The organism is Bacteroides sp. D2 (genome assembly GCF_025147085.1).
In the GTDB taxonomy this organism is placed as follows: Bacteria; Bacteroidota; Bacteroidia; order Bacteroidales; family Bacteroidaceae; genus Bacteroides.
Map to the genome: position 1 here is coordinate 4,676,031 of NZ_CP102261.1, position 17,083 is coordinate 4,693,113.

A 17,083-nucleotide genomic window follows, 5' to 3' on the forward strand; every position below is an offset into this window, starting at 1 on the left:
AGGGATTACGGTTAGCTACACTGCCAACCACTAAAAGATCAAGTTAAACAAATTATTCATTTCCGGTACAGGGAACTATTCCACCCCCTGTACCATTAATCAAAAAATCGTATGACAAAGAAAAAAATTCTTATGTCGGCAGCATTCATTTTCGCTGCCGTATCATCCGCCTTTGCACAAGGTAACGGTATCGGGGGTATTACCGAAGCTACCAATATGGTGACTTCGTATTTCGATCCCGGCACAAAATTGATATACGCCATCGGAGCCGTTGTCGGCTTGATTGGCGGTATCAAAGTGTATAACAAGTTCTCTTCGGGCGACCCCGATACATCGAAAACCGCCGCCTCATGGTTCGGTGCGTGTATCTTCCTGATTGTCGCCGCCACCATCCTTCGCTCCTTCTTCCTTTAAGGGTCGCAGACCCTTTATTATTCAACAAATAAGAATAAAGAAATGGAGCATAATATTAATAAAGGCATAGGCAAGAGCGTGGAATTTAAGGGCTTGAAAAGTCAGTATCTATTCATCTTTGCGGGCGGTCTGCTGGCTGTATTCGTGGTTTTTGTGATTATGTATATGGCAGGTGTCGATCAGTGGGTCTGCATCGGCTTCGGCGTTATCGCCGCCTCTGTGTTGGTGTGGCTGACTTTCAACCTGAATGCTAAATACGGGGAACACGGGCTTATGAAGATGCTGGCAAAACGCCAGCATCCCCGCTACCTGATAAACCGCAAAAATTCCCGCCGCTTGTTCAGCCGACCTAAAAAGAAGGAGGTGCGCGATGCGTAATATAATGAAAGCGGCTACTATTGAGAGCAAGTTCCCACTCTTGGCAGTGGAACACGATTGTATCATCAGTAAAGACGCGGATATAACGTTAGCCTTCCGTGTCGATCTGCCGGAACTGTTCACCGTTACCAGTACGGAGTATGAAGCCATACACTCGGCTTGGGCGAAAGCCATTAAGGTTTTGCCCGATTATTCGGTTATCCATAAACAAGACTGGTTCGTAAAAGAAACGTATAAACCCGAAACAGATAAGGAAGATATGAGCTTCCTGTCCCGCTCATTTGAACGCCATTTCAACGAACGACCCTACCTGAACCATAGCTGTTTCCTGTACCTGACAAAGACGACAAAGGACAGAATGCGTATGCAGTCGAATTTCTCATCGCTTTGTCGTGGGAACATTATCCCCAAAGAGGTAAACAAGGACACAGCCACACGGTTTTTGGAGGCGGTCGGACAGTTCGAGCGTATTGTAAACGATTCGGGATTTGTAAGTCTTACCCGCCTATCTTCGGATGAGATTACGGGAACGGAAAACGAACCCGGACTGGTAGAAAAATACTTTGCCCTCTCGCTGGACGATACAACCTGTCTGGAGGATATGGAACTCGGAGCGGACGGGCTTCGCATCGGAGCAAAGAAAGTATGCCTGCATACGATTTCCGATGTGGAGGACTTACCCGGAACGGTCGGGACGGATATGCGGTATGAAAAGCTATCCACCGACCGGAGCGACTGTCGGTTGTCGTTTGCAGCACCGGTAGGGTTGCTGCTCTCGTGCGACCATGTATATAACCAGTACATTTTTCTGGACGATTCGGCAGAGAACCTGCGGAAATTTGAAAAGAGTGCAAGAAATATGCAGTCGCTTTCAAGGTACAGTCGTGGAAACCAAATCAATAAAGAATGGATCGACAAGTATTTGAACGAAGCGCACAGTTTCGGGCTTACTTCTGTCCGGGCGCATTTCAATGTGATGGCGTGGAGTGAAGATGCGGAGGAGTTGAAACATATCCGAAACGATGTCGGTAGCCAGCTTGCCCTTATGGAGTGCAAGCCGCGCCATAATACAACGGATGCGGCAACACTCTATTGGGCAGCGATGCCCGGCAATGCGGGGGATTTTCCTTCGGAGGAAAGTTTCTATACATTCATCGAACCCGCCTTGTGTTTCTTCACCGGGGAAACCAACTACAAAAGTTCGCTTTCTCCTTTCGGCATCAAGATGTGCGACCGGGTAAGCGGTAAACCCCTCCATGTGGATATATCGGATTTACCAATGAAACAAGGGATAACCACCAACCGGAATAAATTCGTGTTGGGGCCATCCGGTAGCGGTAAATCCTTTTTTATGAACCATATGGTGCGCCAATATTGGGAACAAGGTACTCATGTTGTGTTGGTCGATACGGGTAACTCCTATCAGGGTCTTTGTGAAATGGTACGCCGGAAAACCAAAGGTGAGGACGGCATCTATTTTACCTACACCGAAGAAAACCCTATCTCTTTTAATCCATTTTACACAGACGATTACAAGTTTGATGTAGAGAAAAAGGACAGCATCAAAACCTTGCTTTTGACCCTGTGGAAATCCGAAGATGATAAGGTAACAAAGACCGAAAGCGGGGAACTCGGCAGCGCGGTATCGGCGTATATCGAGCGCATCCGCTCTGACCGGAGTATCGTACCCTCATTCAATACATTCTACGAATATATGCTGGGCGACTACCGCCGGGAACTGGAAGAAAGGGAAATCAAGGTCAGCAAAGAGGATTTTAACCTCGACAATATGCTTACCACCCTTCGCCAGTATTACCGGGGCGGACGTTTTGACTTCCTGCTCAACTCCGAACAGAATATCGACCTTTTGAATAAGAGCTTTATCGTCTTTGAAATTGATTCGATTAAGGAAAATAAGGAACTTTTTCCTGTGGTAACAATCATCATAATGGACGCATTTATTCAGAAAATGAGGCGGTTAAAGGGTGTGAGAAAACAACTTATTGTTGAGGAAGCATGGAAGGCTCTTTCTTCGGCAAACATGGCTGAATATCTAAAATATATGTACAAAACTGTCAGAAAATATTTTGGGGAAGCCATTGTCGTAACGCAGGAGGTGGACGATATTATCGCTTCGCCCATTGTGAAAGAGGCGATCATCAATAACTCCGACTGCAAAATCCTTTTAGACCAGCGAAAATTCATGAACCGCTTTGATGTGATCCAATCGCTTCTCGGTCTGACCGACAAAGAGAAAGGGCAAATCCTGTCTATCAATATGGCAAATCATCCGAACCGGATGTATAAGGAAGTCTGGTTCGGGCTGGGTGGCGTTCAGTCGTCGGTCTATGCGACAGAGGTTAGCGGCGAAGAGTATCTGACGTACACAACGGAGGAAACCGAGAAAATGGAAGTGTTCAAAAAGACGGACGAACTCGGCGGGGACTATGAACTGGCGATTAAGCAGATTGCAGAAAGTAAACGCAATTAAAATGAAAAGCCATGTTCAGCAAATGTAATCCAACTGACCCTTGCGCCGTACATCAGGATTTTAACCTGTGGGAGATTACGGGACGTTGGGTAAGCCCGGACGGTGCGCCTGCGGTAACTATTTACCGCAACACTTCCCGCAAGCGGGGAGGCATCCGCCTCTGTCTTACTTACAACAACCCGCAGGTAGTCTGTGATTGCACGGTGTACTGTGTGTTCGGTCTGTATTACATAGACCTGTACGGGCGTATCGGGCTTGCCTATGACCGGGAGCGGGAGGTACTCTTGCTTTCCGCTTTCGGTGAATATGTCCGGGTAGAGGATTAGCCTTTCGGGCTACTCCTTAAACCCAAGTAAATAACAATTAAAAAATTATAGCAATGAAAAAGATTCTTTTAAGCCTTGTATTAGCCGTTAGTTTCTTCGGCTTTGAGGCAAAAGCACAGTGGGCGGTTATCGACCCCTCGAACCTTGCTCAAAATATACTGACGGTTTCCAAAACAGCGAACACGGCAACCAATGTAATCAACTCATTCAAGGAAATGCAGAAGATTTACAATCAGGGTAAGGAGTATTACGACAAATTACAATCGGTGCATAACCTTATCAAAGATGCCCGGAAAGTAAAGGAAACGGTAGAGTTGGTCAGTGAAATATCGCAGATATATTCGACCAACTTCAATAAGATGCTGACGGATAAAAATTTCACTCATAAAGAGCTGGAAGCCATATCCAACGGCTATTCCAAGCTATTGAAAGAAAGCGGGAACCTATTGTCGGATATAAAGAATATCGTTTCGACTTCCAACGGTCTTTCCATGACCGATGCCGAGCGTATGGCTATTATAGACGAGATACATTCGCAAATGATTGAGCATCGCAACCTGACGCGGTACTTTTCCAAGAAAAGTATCTCCGTGTCTTTTATCCGCAGTCAGGAGAAGGGTGATATGGAGCATGTACGCGCCCTGTATGGTGATCCATCCGAAAGATACTGGTAAGCCATGATGTTGTTAGCAATAGATTTTGAGAACCTGCACCAGATTTTACGGAATCTGTATCAGGAAATGATGCCCCTGTGCGGTGATATGATCGGCGTTGCCAAAGGGATAGCCGGCTTAGGAGCGTTGTTCTATGTGGCTTCCCGCGTATGGCAAGCCCTTTCACGGGCAGAACCGATAGATGTATATCCGCTGCTTCGTCCTTTTGTGATTGGCTTGTGCATTATGTTTTTTCCCACAATCGTACTGGGTACGATCAATGCCGTTATGTCGCCTGTGGTAAAAGGAACACATACCATACTGGAATCGCAGATAGAGGATGTAACGGCATTACAGGCGGAGAAAGACGGGCTGGAATATGATGCGAGGGTACGTGAAGGCAAAGCATGGCTTGTCGATGACGAGGTGTACGACCGGAAAATGGAAGAGTTGGGAATATGGGAAATGGGCGAGATTATCAGTATGTGGGGTGAACGCAAATGGTATGATATGAAAATGTGGTTCCGACAGTTAGTCCGGGATTTCTTCGAACTGCTGTTCAATGCCGCTGCCCTTACGATTGACACTTTACGCACCTTTTTCTTAGTGGTGCTGTCAATCTTAGGGCCGCTGGCATTTGCCCTCTCTGTTTACGATGGTTTCCAATCTACACTCACCAACTGGCTTTCCCGCTATATCAGCGTGTATTTATGGCTGCCTGTTGCCGACCTGTTTTCGGCGGTGCTTTCCAAAATACAGGCACTCATGCTGCAAATGGATATAGGACTGTTGAAAGACCCGTCCTACGTGCCGGATGGCAGTAACGGGGTTTACATCATCTTCCTTATCATCGGCATAATCGGGTACTTCTCGATACCGACCGTTGCGGGATGGGTGATTCAAGCCGGAGGCGGTAACGCTACACGCGGGGTAAACTCGGCTGCAAGTAAAGGGGCTGCCCTTGCCGGAGGTGTAGCCGGAGCCGCTGCGGGCAACGTAGCCGGAAGATTACTCGGTAAAAAATAGACACACAGTGTCTTTTATTAATTCAAAAACGAACAAATAAAATGGAGTTCAAAAGTTTAAAAAATATAGAAACATCATTCAAACAGATACGCCTTTTCGGGATTGTGTTTCTGGTGTTGTGCGCCGCAGTTACGGGTTATTCCGTATGGTCGTCGTACAGCTTCGCCGAAGCGCAACGCCAGCGTATCTATGTATTGGACGGGGGCAAGTCTTTAATGCTTGCCCTCTCGCAAGACCTTTCGCAGAACCGACCTGTCGAGGCACGGGAACACGTTAAGCGGTTTCATGAATTGTTCTTCACGCTCTCACCCGACAAAAAAGCCATCGAAAGTAATGTAAACAGGGCGTTGTTCCTTGTAGATAAAAGTGCTTTCAAATACTATCAGGATATGGCTGAAAAAGGGTACTACAACCGTATCGTTTCGGGTAATATCAACCAGATTGTACAGGTGGACAGTATCGCCTGCAATTTCGATGTGTACCCCTATACGGCGGTAACATACGCCCGGCAGATGATTCTCCGGCAGTCGAACATGACCGAACGAAGCCTTATCACCCGCTGTAACCTGATTAACTCGGTCAGAAGTGATAATAACCCTCACGGTTTCACTATGGAGAAATTCGAGATCGTGGAAAACCGGGACATCCGGGTAACGGAAAGGTAGGTGGGTTATGTTACAGAAAATCATCGGGCGTGTAAACGAATGGCTGGAAGACCGCTTGCGAAGCCTTGTCAGGCCGTTAAGCCCTGACGCACGGGTAATCGTAATCGTTACCATGCTTATTGTATTTAGCAGCTTGTCTATCTACATGACCGTTTCTTCGATTTACAATCTCGGTAAAGATAAGGGAAAGGAATTGCAGATAGAACAGATAGAAACCCTGAAACTGGAATAGCAGCAAAGGGACAGTATTAACCATCAAAACAATTTTTATAATGGAACAGGAGAATTTGAATAAAGGAACGCCGCCGGAAACGGAAGCTATTCCCGAAGTACAACCATCCGCACCGGACAGTAAGTCGGGAGCGGGAAAAGAACCTCCGAAGTCGCCACCCAAAAAGGAAGTGACGATGGCGGAGAGGCAAAAGCGTAAGAAAATGCTCATCATGCCGCTTTTCTTCCTGATTTTCGGCGGTGCTATGTGGCTGATCTTCGCTCCGGGGGAAAAAGACGATACGAAGGTCGAAGGCTTGTCAGGCTTGAACGCCGAATTACCCGTACCCAAAGACGAGGGTATTGTCGGGGATAAACGCGATGCCTATGAGCGGGAAGCCATGCAACAGAAGGAACAGGAACGGATGCGCTCTTTGCAGGATTTTTCAACCATGTTCGACCAAAACGAAGAACAAAAACCGGAAGAATCCAATGAGCCGGAATATTACGAAAGTCCGTCTGCACGGCAAACAGTACCGGCAAATAACCTGCAAGCCTCCGCAAATGCCTATCAGGATATTAATAAGCAGTTGGGGTCGTGGTACGAAGAACCTGCTGGGCAGAGCGCACAGGAACTCGCTGTCGAAGAGCGCATGAGTGAACTCGAACGCAAACTGGAAGAAGCCGAAGCGCAAAAAGCCACAGAGGACGAACAGACGGCACTACTCGAAAAAGCCTATGCGATGGCGGCAAGGTATATGCCACCACAGGCAGGACAAGCCGAAAGTAGTAATGCGGTTCCCTCTACAAAAGACAAGGTAAACGTTCAACCCGTAAAGCAGGTGCGACACAACGTAGTATCACTGCTCTCTGCACCGATGTCGGACGATGAGTTTATCGAATCGTTCAGTCAGCCCCGCAATATGGGATTTTTCACAGCCGCCGGAAACGATGAGGTGAAAGATAAGAACAGTATCCGCGCCTGTGTGAACCAAACCGTAACGCTGACAAGCGGACGGGAGGTGCAAATCCGGTTGTTAGAACCAATGCAGGCAGGGAGTATCCTTATTCCTGCAAACAACATTATCACAGGCTCATGCAAAATTGCAGGTGAACGGCTCGATATAGCGATTAACTCCATACAGTATGCCGGAAACATTATTCCGGTTGAAATATCGGTGTACGATACGGACGGGCAACGAGGCATCTTTATTCCCAATTCGGACGAAGTAAAAGCGGTGAAAGAAGTTGCCTCTACATTGGCATCGTCAGCCGGGACAAGCATTATGATTTCGGATGATGCGGGCAGCCAGCTTGCCGCCGATATGGGAAAAGGGCTTATTCAGGGGGCATCGCAGTATGTGAGCAAGAAAATGAGCGTGGTTAAGGTTACGCTGAAAGCCAACCACCGCTTATTGCTCCTACCAAAAGAGAATTAATAAGACCACTAAAAAATCAATGTTTAACAAATTAAGAATTAAAAGTATGAAACGAATCTTTTTGATGCTCGCCTTAATTGTGAGCGTATTTGCAGCCAATGCGCAGGAAGTACAGACAGTAACCGAAGAAACGGCTACCGTAATACAGACCAAGCCCACAACGGGCGACTACTATCAGGGCTTTACCCGCCCGCTGACGTTCGACCGGATGATACCACCGTATGCACTTGAGGTAACGTTTAATAAAACCGTTCACGTTATTTTCCCAGCACCGATTCGCTATGTCGATTTAGGGTCGGCAGATCTTCTCGCGGCAAAAGCGGACGGAACGGAAAACGTGTTGAGAGTGAAAGCCGCTTTACGGGATTTTAGCCGGGAGAGTAATCTGTCCGTCATTACCGAAGATGGAAATTACTACACGTTCAACGTAAAATATGCGGACGAACCGGTAAAGCTGTCCGTTGAAATGACCGACTTCCTGCACGATGGGGAAGCTGTTAACCGACCGAATAATGCCCTTGCCGTCTATATGCAGGAGTTAGGGCAGGAATCGCCTCTGCTTGTCAAGCTGATTATGCAGTCTATCTATAAAAACAATGACAGGGAAATAAAGCATTTAGGCAGTAAACGTTTCGGCATACAGCATACGCTAAAAGGAGTTTATACCCATAACGGACTGTTGTACTTCCACCTGCAACTGAAAAACTCGTCCAACGTGCCGTTCAATATAGATTTTATCACATTCAAAATTGTAGATAAGAAAGTAGCCAAGCGTACCGCCATTCAGGAACAGGTGATCTGGCCGCTTCGCGCCTATAACAATTTGATGGTAATAGGTGGTAAGCGCACAGAGCGAATGGTTTTCACACTACCGAAATTTACGATACCCGATGATAAAATGCTTGTTATCGAACTGAACGAGCAGGAGGGCGGTCGCCACCAGCGGTTCACAGTCGATAATGCCGATTTGGTACGCGCAAAGGTTATTAACGAACTGAAAGTGAAATAGCCATGAAGCGGTTATCTTTTATCATGGCGTTTGCGTTGTGCCTGCTCTTTACAGACCAGGCACACGCCCAACGTCAATTACCGGGTATGCGGGGCATACAGGTAACAGCAGGAATGGTGGACGGTATATACTCGTCCGCATTGGATAACGAAGCCGGATATTATTTTGGTGCGGCAATGGCTACCTACGCAAAGAACGGCAACAAGTGGGTGTTCGGTGCGGAGTTTATGGAACGCTACTACCCGTACCGGACGATCCGTATTCCGGTTTCGCAGTTTACCGCTGAAGGCGGATATTATCTGAAAATCCTGTCTGATCCGTCAAAGACTTTTTTGCTGTCGTTGGGAGGTTCTGCCCTCGCAGGCTATGAAACATCGAATTGGGGCGAAAAGACTTTGTATGATGGTTCTACGCTCCGGCACAAAGACGCATTTATCTATGGCGGGGCTATCACGCTGAAACTGGAAACCTATCTGACCGATCGTATTGTGCTGCTCCTGACAGGGCGCGAACGCATCCTTTGGGGCAATTCTACCGGACATTTTCATACACAATTCGGATTAGGACTGAAATTTATAATCAATTAATAATTAATATGATGAAAAGAATAAAGAGTTTTTTCGGGATAACAGCGTGGCTGGTGGCGATAATGCTACTGGCCTTAGCCTGTTCTGACGATATGGATATTAATAAGGTTTACGCATTTGATTTGGTTTGTATGCCAGTTCAGAAAAAAATCGTTCAGGGAGAGGTGGCGGAAATCCGTTGCCAGATCGTAAAGGAAGGGGATTATCAGGAAACGAAGTTTTTTATTCGGATGTTCCAGCCTGATGGCGTTGGGGAACTGTGGTTGGACGATGGGCGGGTATTGTTGCCTAACGACCTTTACCTATTGGAAAAAGAAACGTTCAGGATGTATTACACTTCGCATTGTACCGACCAGCAGGTAATTGACGTGTATATCGAAGATAATCACGGGCAGGTGGTACAAAAGACTTTCTCGTTTCAGAATGACAAGGGAGAGGAAGAGGATTTACAAACAGGAACGGAATAGCCATGATGACGATGATGTTTATCTCATATATAGCTACATGGCTTAATATCATGTATGCTTTAATCACGGCTCCTACCGATGTGGAGTTATGGGGTGAAGAAATTGAGTAGATAATATAATCAAGTAAACGCCCGAATCCGGGCGTTTACTGCATCCATCATTGACTATGAAATATATACTAATCTTCTTTATCACCTTGCTGCATCTACCTTTATGGGGGCAGCCAGATGATTCTCTAAACAAAAAACCGGAGATAGAAAGGTGCATGGAACAGGTTTATTCTGCAAATGAATTTCAGTGGATAGCGGATTCGTTGCAACTATCTTTTGGCGAACTATGCAATTATCCTGTTATTTTCCCGATTAAGAAAGCGCAACGTATTTCATCGGGTTTTGGAATGCGGGTTCATCCTGTTTACAGGGTGCGGAAGTTCCATACAGGGATTGATATTTCAGGCGTAAAAGGCACTCCTGTATATGCCACAGGTAACGGAATAATAGTTCGCAAGGGGTATTGTTCGGGATATGGAAATTATATTGAAATCAAACACGCAGGCGGTTTCCATTCATTCTATGCACATTTAAGCAGGACAATGGTAAATGTAAGAGATTCGGTAGGAATAGCCCAACAAATTGCTTATGTGGGTAGTACCGGAATAGCAACAGGTAGCCACTTGCATTATGAAATTAGGAAGGGTAAATACTACTTGAATCCGACCGGATGGTGTTACCTGTTGTTTGAAATATGGAAAAACAAATAATTATACTTTGTACTGTTTTGAAAATATGTATATTTACGGACGTTCTAAAATAATAATCAGGTCATTATGAACTATATCGAAACAAACCTACAACCCGGAGAAGAAATAAAATATGTTGCAAAGTTACATTTCTTCCTGTTCGTACAACCGATAGTATTACTACTTATCGGTGCTTTACTGGCATCAAGTCCCAAAGAAATATCAGCTATGACCCACTATGCGGGGCTACTGATTTTATTTTTCGGTATTGTGTCGCTTATGCAAAGGTTGCTTGTTAAAATAGGTTCGGCTTATGCCGTAACTAACAAGCGGGTGATACTTAAAACGGGTGTAATCAGCCGCAGAGTGGTAGATTTAGTACTGGCAAAATGCGAGGGTCTGCACGTCAAACAAAGTGTTTTAGGCAGAATATTTAACTTCGGAGCGATTACGGTTACTACCGGAGGCGTTACAAGTTCTTATCCGTTTATTGCCGATCCGCTTGCTTTCCGGCGGGAGATAAATACACAAATAGGATAATAGGATGGATGATAGGATTAAATTCATAACAGATATAGACACACTCGTTAAGCTCCGTTTCGATTATATCTCGACAGAAATTGATTTGAGTACAACTGATAAGGCGAAACTTGAACCTAAACTGCGGGAGTATTTCAAGGAATATGTATCGGAAGAAAAGTTTACTGCTTACGCTATGGAGATTGACGGAGAAATTGTTTCGGCAGCATTTCTAATCATTGATGAAAAACCTCCGGGACTGAATAACCTAAACGGCAGGTATGGAACGATAATGAATGTATTTACCTATCCCGAACATCGGGGCAAAGGTTACGCAACTTCTGTAATGAGTTCCTTGATTGTCGATGCCGATAATATCTTTGTTTCGGTTCTCGACCTTTATTCAACTAAAGCCGGGAAAGGGTTATATGAAAAACTCGGCTTTAAGGAAGTTGAATATTCTACAATGAGATTATATACGAACGAATAAAGACGATTCAGGATAACTTATTGAAAAACATCTGACAAATAATTTCGTCAGATGTTTTTTTATGGGTATTTTTGCAACCTATACTCAAGATGAGTATGTGAGAAAAGAGATGCAAATGAAAAGAAGTTTTGATATATACAAAATGTCTGATAGTAGAGAACGTAAGTTATGGAAAGAATCCATAATTGTATTTGATTCCTCTGCTCTTTTGGATATTTATTTTCTCCCTAAAGCTACAAGAGAGAAAGTTTTTGAAAATCATTTTAAGAAAAAGTTAGAAGGGCGTTTATGGATACCCTCACACGTTAATTTTGAGTATTATAAGAATAGAGAACAAATTATCAAGAAACCAATAACCGAAAATTATCAACCACTGAAAGATGAGGTTCTTGGAGCAATTAAAAAATCTATTTCAGCTATAATAAAAAAAACGAATGATTTTAAAAATAGAACAAAAAACGATGATAGACATCCTTACTTAAAGCAAGAAGATATTGATAAATATTTAACGGTACTTGAATCATTAAAGAATGATACTGATTCTTTTGAAAAAAGCATAGTGAATCAAATTTTGGAAATAGAGAAGGAAATAGAAGATCTTCCCAATAATGATGACGTATTAAAAGCAGTCGAAGAATATTTCCAAATAGGTCGCGAATATAATTTTAATGAAATAGTAGAAATAACAAAAGAGGGTAAACACAGGTATGAACACTCAATACCTCCGGGCTATCAAGACAAAAAAGACAAAAAAGGATTCCAAATTTTCGGGGACTTAATAATTTGGAAACAAATAATTGAATATGCGTCAGAAACACAGAAACCTATTTTATTTATATGTAATGACCTAAAAGAGGATTGGTGCTATTTAGAAGATGATGTAACTGAAAAAAGGATTAAAAGTCCGAGGGAGGAATTGATAAAAGAAATATTTGATGAAGCAAATGTGGATTTTTGGATGTATAATTTATCTCAATTTCTATATAAATCCAATAAACATCTTTTTAGTTCTGACGAAGAAGTCATAGACAGTGATAAAATATTACGATTTTCGCGCCTGATACAAGAGAATAAGTTTTCCAAGAAACCCAAAAGCAGAAGCCGTGTAATACACGAAGAGTTTTATGAATGCAATGAGTGTGATGGAAATAATGATGGCTTTGGCAATTATGTTGATTATTGGACAGAAACATCTATAATCAATGAGTATCCATCCTCGCATCGTAATTCCAAGTTCGATTCTGCCTATACGGGAGCTTGTGAATGGTGTAATACTTTACATATTGAATGTCCTTGTTGTCATTCTGTAACAGCTATTAATATCCATCAATATGATGAAAAAGTAGAATGTGAAGGTGGGTGTGGAATCTTTTTCTTTATAGAGTCTGATCCAAGTCATCACAATATGGATAATTATGAAATAAAAATTATAGACCATAGAGCTGAAGAATGTTCCGCTTGTGGAGAAGAATACATTGACGATGGTGGAAATACAGGAGTGTGTAAAAAATGTAATGAGGAATATGGCACAGAAAGATAAAATAAGGAGCATAGAAAAACCAGAGATGCCAATAGGCACTCTGCATGGGCAAGATATAGATGATTTCTTCAATAAGAGTATTGCTTATCATAAAGAAGTCTTTGAAAATACGCTTTCTGAATATGAGCCATTTGATTTATATAGTAACTGGAAAACATTCGTAAGAAATCTTGATGAATTTATCAATATACCTTTTGAGATTGACATAGACGATAAAAAAAAATATTTATCATTAGGTTTAAATCTAATGGAGGAAAATAATCTTCCTAATTTTAAATATATACTTGATCTGTTAGAAAACAAATTCAATAAGAAGATCAGTCAAAGATTCATGCAGATAGCCATGATGAGTTCTGCGATTAATGCATCATATATTAAATGTGGAGTTTATAATCTTCAAGGAAATAGTCTTAATTTAGACAATATAGAAAATGCAATAGATTTTTTCCAATCAAGAAGGTTATATTATGTCTCTGTGTTGCCTTTAATTCCTCAAATGGCAAAAGGTTCAAAAAAAATAAAGTATATTGACTTACTAAATTTTTTCCAGTATTGTATTGACAGTTGTTTGGTTGGAATAACATCTGCGTATTTTAAACTATTGATAAACAAGTGTATTTCTGATTATGAAATAACTTCTGATGGAACTATAGCAAAAGGCAATTTCGATTTTTCACATTTGGAGAGTTTTTTCTTAGAACCCGAAAGGTTATCCCTCCTTGATCAGTTAGAACTAAGACCAGATATTGTTATTCAAAAAACAATGCTTCCTAAGAGCGATAATAAGATATTTTCTTTTAGTGAGACAGCTAATGCAATGTCATTGTATGAAGGTGCATTTCATAAATACAAACTTGATAAAAGCTCTATTTTTAAAGAGCTAAGTTTGTTTTTATATGACATAGCTATATACATAGAAGATGATTTTAATATTGTAATAGAAGAAACTGACTTTGAGAAAATTTCTCAAAAATATAAATCATTGAAGTTATCCATTCAAACCACGGATTATTTTGTTGCACTTAACAGCAAAGCACCTTTTCAAAAAGTTGGCAATTATTATTTCTCTACTGTGGTTTTACTTACTCGATTTGTGACAAACACTCTATCAACATCTCTTTTAAAAAACAGAACTTTTCAAATACATTCAGGATTTGTTTTTGAAGATAAAGTAGCAAGCATATTAAAGAAGTTTAATTTTGAATTGACTGATATAAAGAGAATTAATAGAAAAGAATTTGATTTAGTAACAATTAAGAATGGGGAGATATATAATTTTCAATGCAAAAACAACTATTATGATATTTCAACAGTAGATTTGGATTACAACAAAATAGCTAAACTAAATAATAGGCTTTGCAATTATTATGAAAAAGCACTGACAAAGGAAATCAATCGGGAGAATTTAATAAAGGATAAACTGGGCATACAGCAGATTTATCATTTCGTAATTTCAAGATACCCAGTAATAACAAGAAATGAAAAAATTATCAATTTCAATCGACTTGAAAATTGGCTGATTGACAAGAATTTAATTTAGTCCCCTATTTTGCTTAGCATCAAAAATGAGAATGTTTCGTTTCAATGCAAAGGCAGAAACATCGGACACGGCTTTTTGCTTCTTTTTCTCCCGCATAAAGTCTTTCTGTTCGCTCATGGAAAAAGAAGTCCGGGCAAAGTTTCCCTGCCCGGATATGAGTTCTTAAAATCGTTTTCAAGGGCATTTATAACCCATTTTCGACCATATATTGCAACCGCCCCGCCACCCACTCGATAGAAGGATTGTGCGGATAGTGGAACGTCCTACGGCTTATATTCTCAATAATGAGCCGTTCGGTGCGGAGTTGTACGCTACGGCAATCGGGGTCTATTTCGTGTAAAAGTTCCTCCAGCTGGTAATACTGTTCCTGCGTGGCAATTATCGGATTGCCGATATATGCGTCTATTCTCATACCTCGCTAAATTTATCTATTTCACACTCTATTATTACGACCTCCGCATCATGGCGGTACAAGCCGTTTTCTTTGGCGTGGTCGATTGCTTTTACTTCGGTGCTGAATATGCCGAAAAATACACGGCTTGCCCTTGTACGGTGTACGTCCGTCTGAAATAATACAAATACTGTTGTCATAATCGGGTAAAATTATGGAGCGGGATTTCTCCCGCCCCTGTTAGTCATTCTGTTTATACTGCTGTGGCTACCTCTGCCTTTTTGCCTTTCGGGGGTACGGTTACAAGGTGTACCGTTCCCGCTGTCGGGGTTGGTATTACTTTAGGCTGTTCCGCTACTTTGGCGGTCAGAGCGGTGGCTTTCTTTGCCTTGTCTGCCGTTTTTCCGACCGTTTTAGCCGTATTTTCAGCTTTGGCGGGTTGCTCTGTCTTTTTTGCTTTGGCATCCGCTTTCATCTGTTTTTCTGCTTTTTTCAGCCCTGCAATACGTTCGTCCAATCGGGCGTTTTTCTTGCCGTAGTCCTCGGCATGGGTCGCCTCGATTTCTGCCGTTTTCTTGGGTAGGTGCTGTTTGGCAAATGCCAACAATAACCCGCCTTTCGTGTCGGCAACGGTTGCCGTCCTGTCGGTTAGGTGGCTATACAGGTAGTCGCGCCGTATCACGGTCTTTTGTTCTTCGGTAAGGGTAGAGGCGATTTGTAGCTTTTTCTCTTCCGTCAATCCGTAATAGTCATTTTCTTTCAATCCTACGGCTTTGTAATGGCTACGGCGCAATTTCGACAACATGAAAAAGTACATAGCGGTTTCCTCGTCTGCGGTAAATGCCGACTCCGGTAGTTCATCGGTGCGCAAAAGTTCCTTTACTCCCTCGGCGGTTTTCTCCGCCTGTAATTCGGTGTTACGTTTCTTCTTGGCGGTAAGGTCAGCTATTAACTGCTCGTTGCTCTTAGTGTCTTTGCTCGCTACCTCTTTGTAATGGAGTTTTACACCCTTGTCGCCGATTTCAGCGTACACACGGATTTTGCCCTGTTCTTTCAGTTCGTCAAGGTGGGCGGTTTGCTTGCTGTATCGTTCCTGTTCCTTGCCGTATTTATCCTGCGCTTTGGCAAAATCTTCGGGTTTGGCGAAATCGGCAGACTGCGGAACGCTCGGAGCGGTCGGGTATCGGCTTAGATTGTAGGTGTGTACGTTCTTAAATTCGTACCCGCCTTTGCGTACCTTTTGGGTCGCCTCGTTTTCATATCCGTACTGTTCCCCGATAAAAACAAGTTTCGGGTCGGCAAGGGCTACGGCTTGCGCCTGTTCTACGAGGTAAGCCGTATTTTTGGCATCGAGGCACTTTTTATCCGCACATCTTCCGCACCCGCTCCCTGTGGCGAATAGGTCGAAGTTTGTAGAGTTGTGCGGACATTTCAAACATGGGGTCTTGTCGAAAAGGTAGTTTTCGAGGTGGTTTGTATAGCAGGATTGTATTTTGCCGTCCAAAACTCCTGCGGAGATACTGCACCATTCGCCCTGTCCGTCCTCGCCTAAGCGGTCTTTCAGTATTTCAGCCTGTATTTTCTTATCGTACTTGCTTATCACTATCCCCGCCGATGCGGTTAGCTTACCCGCTTTTACGAGGTTGGCAATGCCTTTAATGAGTTCGCAAAGTTTCAGCGTTTGGTAAACGTGCTTTTCGCTCTTGCCGAATTGCAGGGCAAGGCTTGCCACATCGTACCGTTTTGTATCTATAAGGCGTTTGTAAGCCTTTGCCGCCTCCATTGGTGGCACATCTTCCCTTTGCAGGTTCTCGGAGATTGAAAGGTCATACGCCTGTTCATCGGTTGCCTCCCGCACAATAGCGGGAATTTCGGCAAGTTTCAGCATACGGCAGGCACGGAAACGGCGTTCCCCGCAAATGATTTCGTAATGTTCGCCTTTCTCGCCTTTACGCCGTAACGTAATGGGCTGTATCAGTCCGTGAACGGAGATGCTTTGCGCCAACTCTTTGAGCGCATCGGCATCGAACGTCTTTCGGGCGTTGTAGTTGCTCGGCTCTATCAAGTCGGACGGAATGTTTACGGCTTTCTTTACGCCGTTTTCGAGGGTTCTTACCACTACTGCGGTTACTACTTCGTTTGCTTTCTCTGCTACTGCTACGGCTGTGCCGTTGTTCTTAATTGCTGTCATGATTGTAA

Annotated in this window: 20 protein-coding genes; 17 read left to right on the forward strand and 3 right to left on the reverse strand. The window is 43.2% G+C overall.

The genetic code is table 11. From position 1 onward, the window contains the following. Nucleotides 1-111 precede the first annotated feature (111 nt). The 17 genes from NQ505_RS17065 (at nt 112) to NQ505_RS17145 (ending at nt 14,493) form a co-directional block, all read left to right on the forward strand. Nucleotides 112-414, forward strand: a complete 303-nt coding sequence (locus tag NQ505_RS17065) for a DUF4134 domain-containing protein (RefSeq protein ID WP_032853573.1) — start codon at nt 112-114, stop codon at nt 412-414. Nucleotides 415-456: 42 nt separating this feature from the next. After that, on the forward strand, nt 457-792 hold the full coding sequence (locus NQ505_RS17070; RefSeq protein ID WP_008999452.1) for a DUF4133 domain-containing protein: 336 nt from the start codon (nt 457-459) through the stop codon (nt 790-792). After that, entirely contained in the window at nt 785-3,283 is a 2,499-nt protein-coding gene (locus tag NQ505_RS17075) for a TraG family conjugative transposon ATPase (protein ID WP_008999453.1), read from the forward strand. The genes NQ505_RS17070 and NQ505_RS17075 overlap by 8 nt, the downstream gene beginning before the upstream one ends. Before the next feature lie 11 nt (nt 3,284-3,294). After that, on the forward strand, nt 3,295-3,609 hold the full coding sequence (locus NQ505_RS17080) for a DUF3876 domain-containing protein (RefSeq protein WP_008999454.1): 315 nt from the start codon (nt 3,295-3,297) through the stop codon (nt 3,607-3,609). A gap of 53 nt (nt 3,610-3,662) precedes the next feature. Continuing rightward, nucleotides 3,663-4,283: a DUF4141 domain-containing protein gene (locus NQ505_RS17085; protein WP_008999455.1), complete on the forward strand. Its 621-nt coding sequence runs from the start codon at nt 3,663-3,665 to the stop codon at nt 4,281-4,283. A 3-nt stretch (nt 4,284-4,286) separates the two neighbouring features. Then, nucleotides 4,287-5,288 carry a conjugative transposon protein TraJ gene (gene traJ / locus NQ505_RS17090; RefSeq protein WP_008999456.1) on the forward strand — a complete coding sequence of 334 codons (1,002 nt, stop codon included), beginning with the start codon at nt 4,287-4,289 and terminating at the stop codon, nt 5,286-5,288. A gap of 41 nt (nt 5,289-5,329) precedes the next feature. Then, nucleotides 5,330-5,953, forward strand: coding sequence for a conjugative transposon protein TraK (traK, locus tag NQ505_RS17095; protein WP_008999457.1), 624 nt, complete (start codon nt 5,330-5,332; stop codon nt 5,951-5,953). A gap of 7 nt (nt 5,954-5,960) precedes the next feature. Next, nucleotides 5,961-6,185, forward strand: a complete 225-nt coding sequence (locus NQ505_RS17100; RefSeq protein ID WP_008999458.1) for a TraL conjugative transposon family protein — start codon at nt 5,961-5,963, stop codon at nt 6,183-6,185. A 40-nt stretch (nt 6,186-6,225) separates the two neighbouring features. Continuing rightward, nucleotides 6,226-7,602, forward strand: coding sequence for a conjugative transposon protein TraM (traM, locus tag NQ505_RS17105; protein ID WP_008999459.1), 1,377 nt, complete (start codon nt 6,226-6,228; stop codon nt 7,600-7,602). A gap of 46 nt (nt 7,603-7,648) precedes the next feature. Then, on the forward strand, nt 7,649-8,611 hold the full coding sequence (gene traN, locus NQ505_RS17110; RefSeq protein WP_008999460.1) for a conjugative transposon protein TraN: 963 nt from the start codon (nt 7,649-7,651) through the stop codon (nt 8,609-8,611). 2 nt (nt 8,612-8,613) lie between these two features. Further along, nucleotides 8,614-9,198 carry a conjugal transfer protein TraO gene (locus tag NQ505_RS17115; protein ID WP_008999461.1) on the forward strand — a complete coding sequence of 195 codons (585 nt, stop codon included), beginning with the start codon at nt 8,614-8,616 and terminating at the stop codon, nt 9,196-9,198. An 11-nt stretch (nt 9,199-9,209) separates the two neighbouring features. Next, the gene (locus NQ505_RS17120; RefSeq protein WP_410492474.1) at nt 9,210-9,665 is read left to right on the forward strand and encodes a DUF3872 domain-containing protein; all 456 of its coding nucleotides are present in this window, start codon (nt 9,210-9,212) and stop codon (nt 9,663-9,665) included. Nucleotides 9,666-9,831: 166 nt separating this feature from the next. Continuing rightward, a complete protein-coding gene (locus tag NQ505_RS17125) occupies nt 9,832-10,425 on the forward strand; it encodes a M23 family metallopeptidase (protein WP_032853633.1) in 594 nt (197 codons plus the stop codon). A 66-nt stretch (nt 10,426-10,491) separates the two neighbouring features. Beyond that, nucleotides 10,492-10,944: a PH domain-containing protein gene (locus NQ505_RS17130; RefSeq protein WP_008999465.1), complete on the forward strand. Its 453-nt coding sequence runs from the start codon at nt 10,492-10,494 to the stop codon at nt 10,942-10,944. A gap of 4 nt (nt 10,945-10,948) precedes the next feature. Continuing rightward, the gene (locus NQ505_RS17135) at nt 10,949-11,413 is read left to right on the forward strand and encodes a GNAT family N-acetyltransferase (RefSeq protein ID WP_008999466.1); all 465 of its coding nucleotides are present in this window, start codon (nt 10,949-10,951) and stop codon (nt 11,411-11,413) included. A 61-nt stretch (nt 11,414-11,474) separates the two neighbouring features. After that, nucleotides 11,475-12,953 (forward strand): PIN-like domain-containing protein, encoded by a 1,479-nt coding sequence (locus NQ505_RS17140; RefSeq protein WP_008999467.1) that lies wholly within the window; start codon nt 11,475-11,477, stop codon nt 12,951-12,953. Then, complete coding sequence (locus tag NQ505_RS17145; protein WP_259825627.1) at nt 12,937-14,493, forward strand: hypothetical protein; 1,557 nt, start codon at nt 12,937-12,939, stop codon at nt 14,491-14,493. The genes NQ505_RS17140 and NQ505_RS17145 overlap by 17 nt, the downstream gene beginning before the upstream one ends. A gap of 184 nt (nt 14,494-14,677) precedes the next feature. On the opposite strand, the gene NQ505_RS17150 is transcribed toward NQ505_RS17145, so the two are convergent. The 3 genes from NQ505_RS17150 to NQ505_RS17160 are packed head-to-tail and all read right to left on the reverse strand — an operon-like array spanning nt 14,678 to nt 17,075. After that, nucleotides 14,678-14,905, reverse strand: a complete 228-nt coding sequence (locus tag NQ505_RS17150) for a hypothetical protein (RefSeq protein ID WP_008999468.1) — start codon at nt 14,903-14,905, stop codon at nt 14,678-14,680. Continuing rightward, the gene (locus tag NQ505_RS17155) at nt 14,902-15,084 is read right to left on the reverse strand and encodes a hypothetical protein (protein ID WP_008999469.1); all 183 of its coding nucleotides are present in this window, start codon (nt 15,082-15,084) and stop codon (nt 14,902-14,904) included. The genes NQ505_RS17150 and NQ505_RS17155 overlap by 4 nt, the downstream gene beginning before the upstream one ends. A gap of 53 nt (nt 15,085-15,137) precedes the next feature. Next, nucleotides 15,138-17,075, reverse strand: coding sequence for a ParB/RepB/Spo0J family partition protein (locus NQ505_RS17160; RefSeq protein WP_008999470.1), 1,938 nt, complete (start codon nt 17,073-17,075; stop codon nt 15,138-15,140). Between the last annotated feature and the right edge of the window lie 8 nt (nt 17,076-17,083).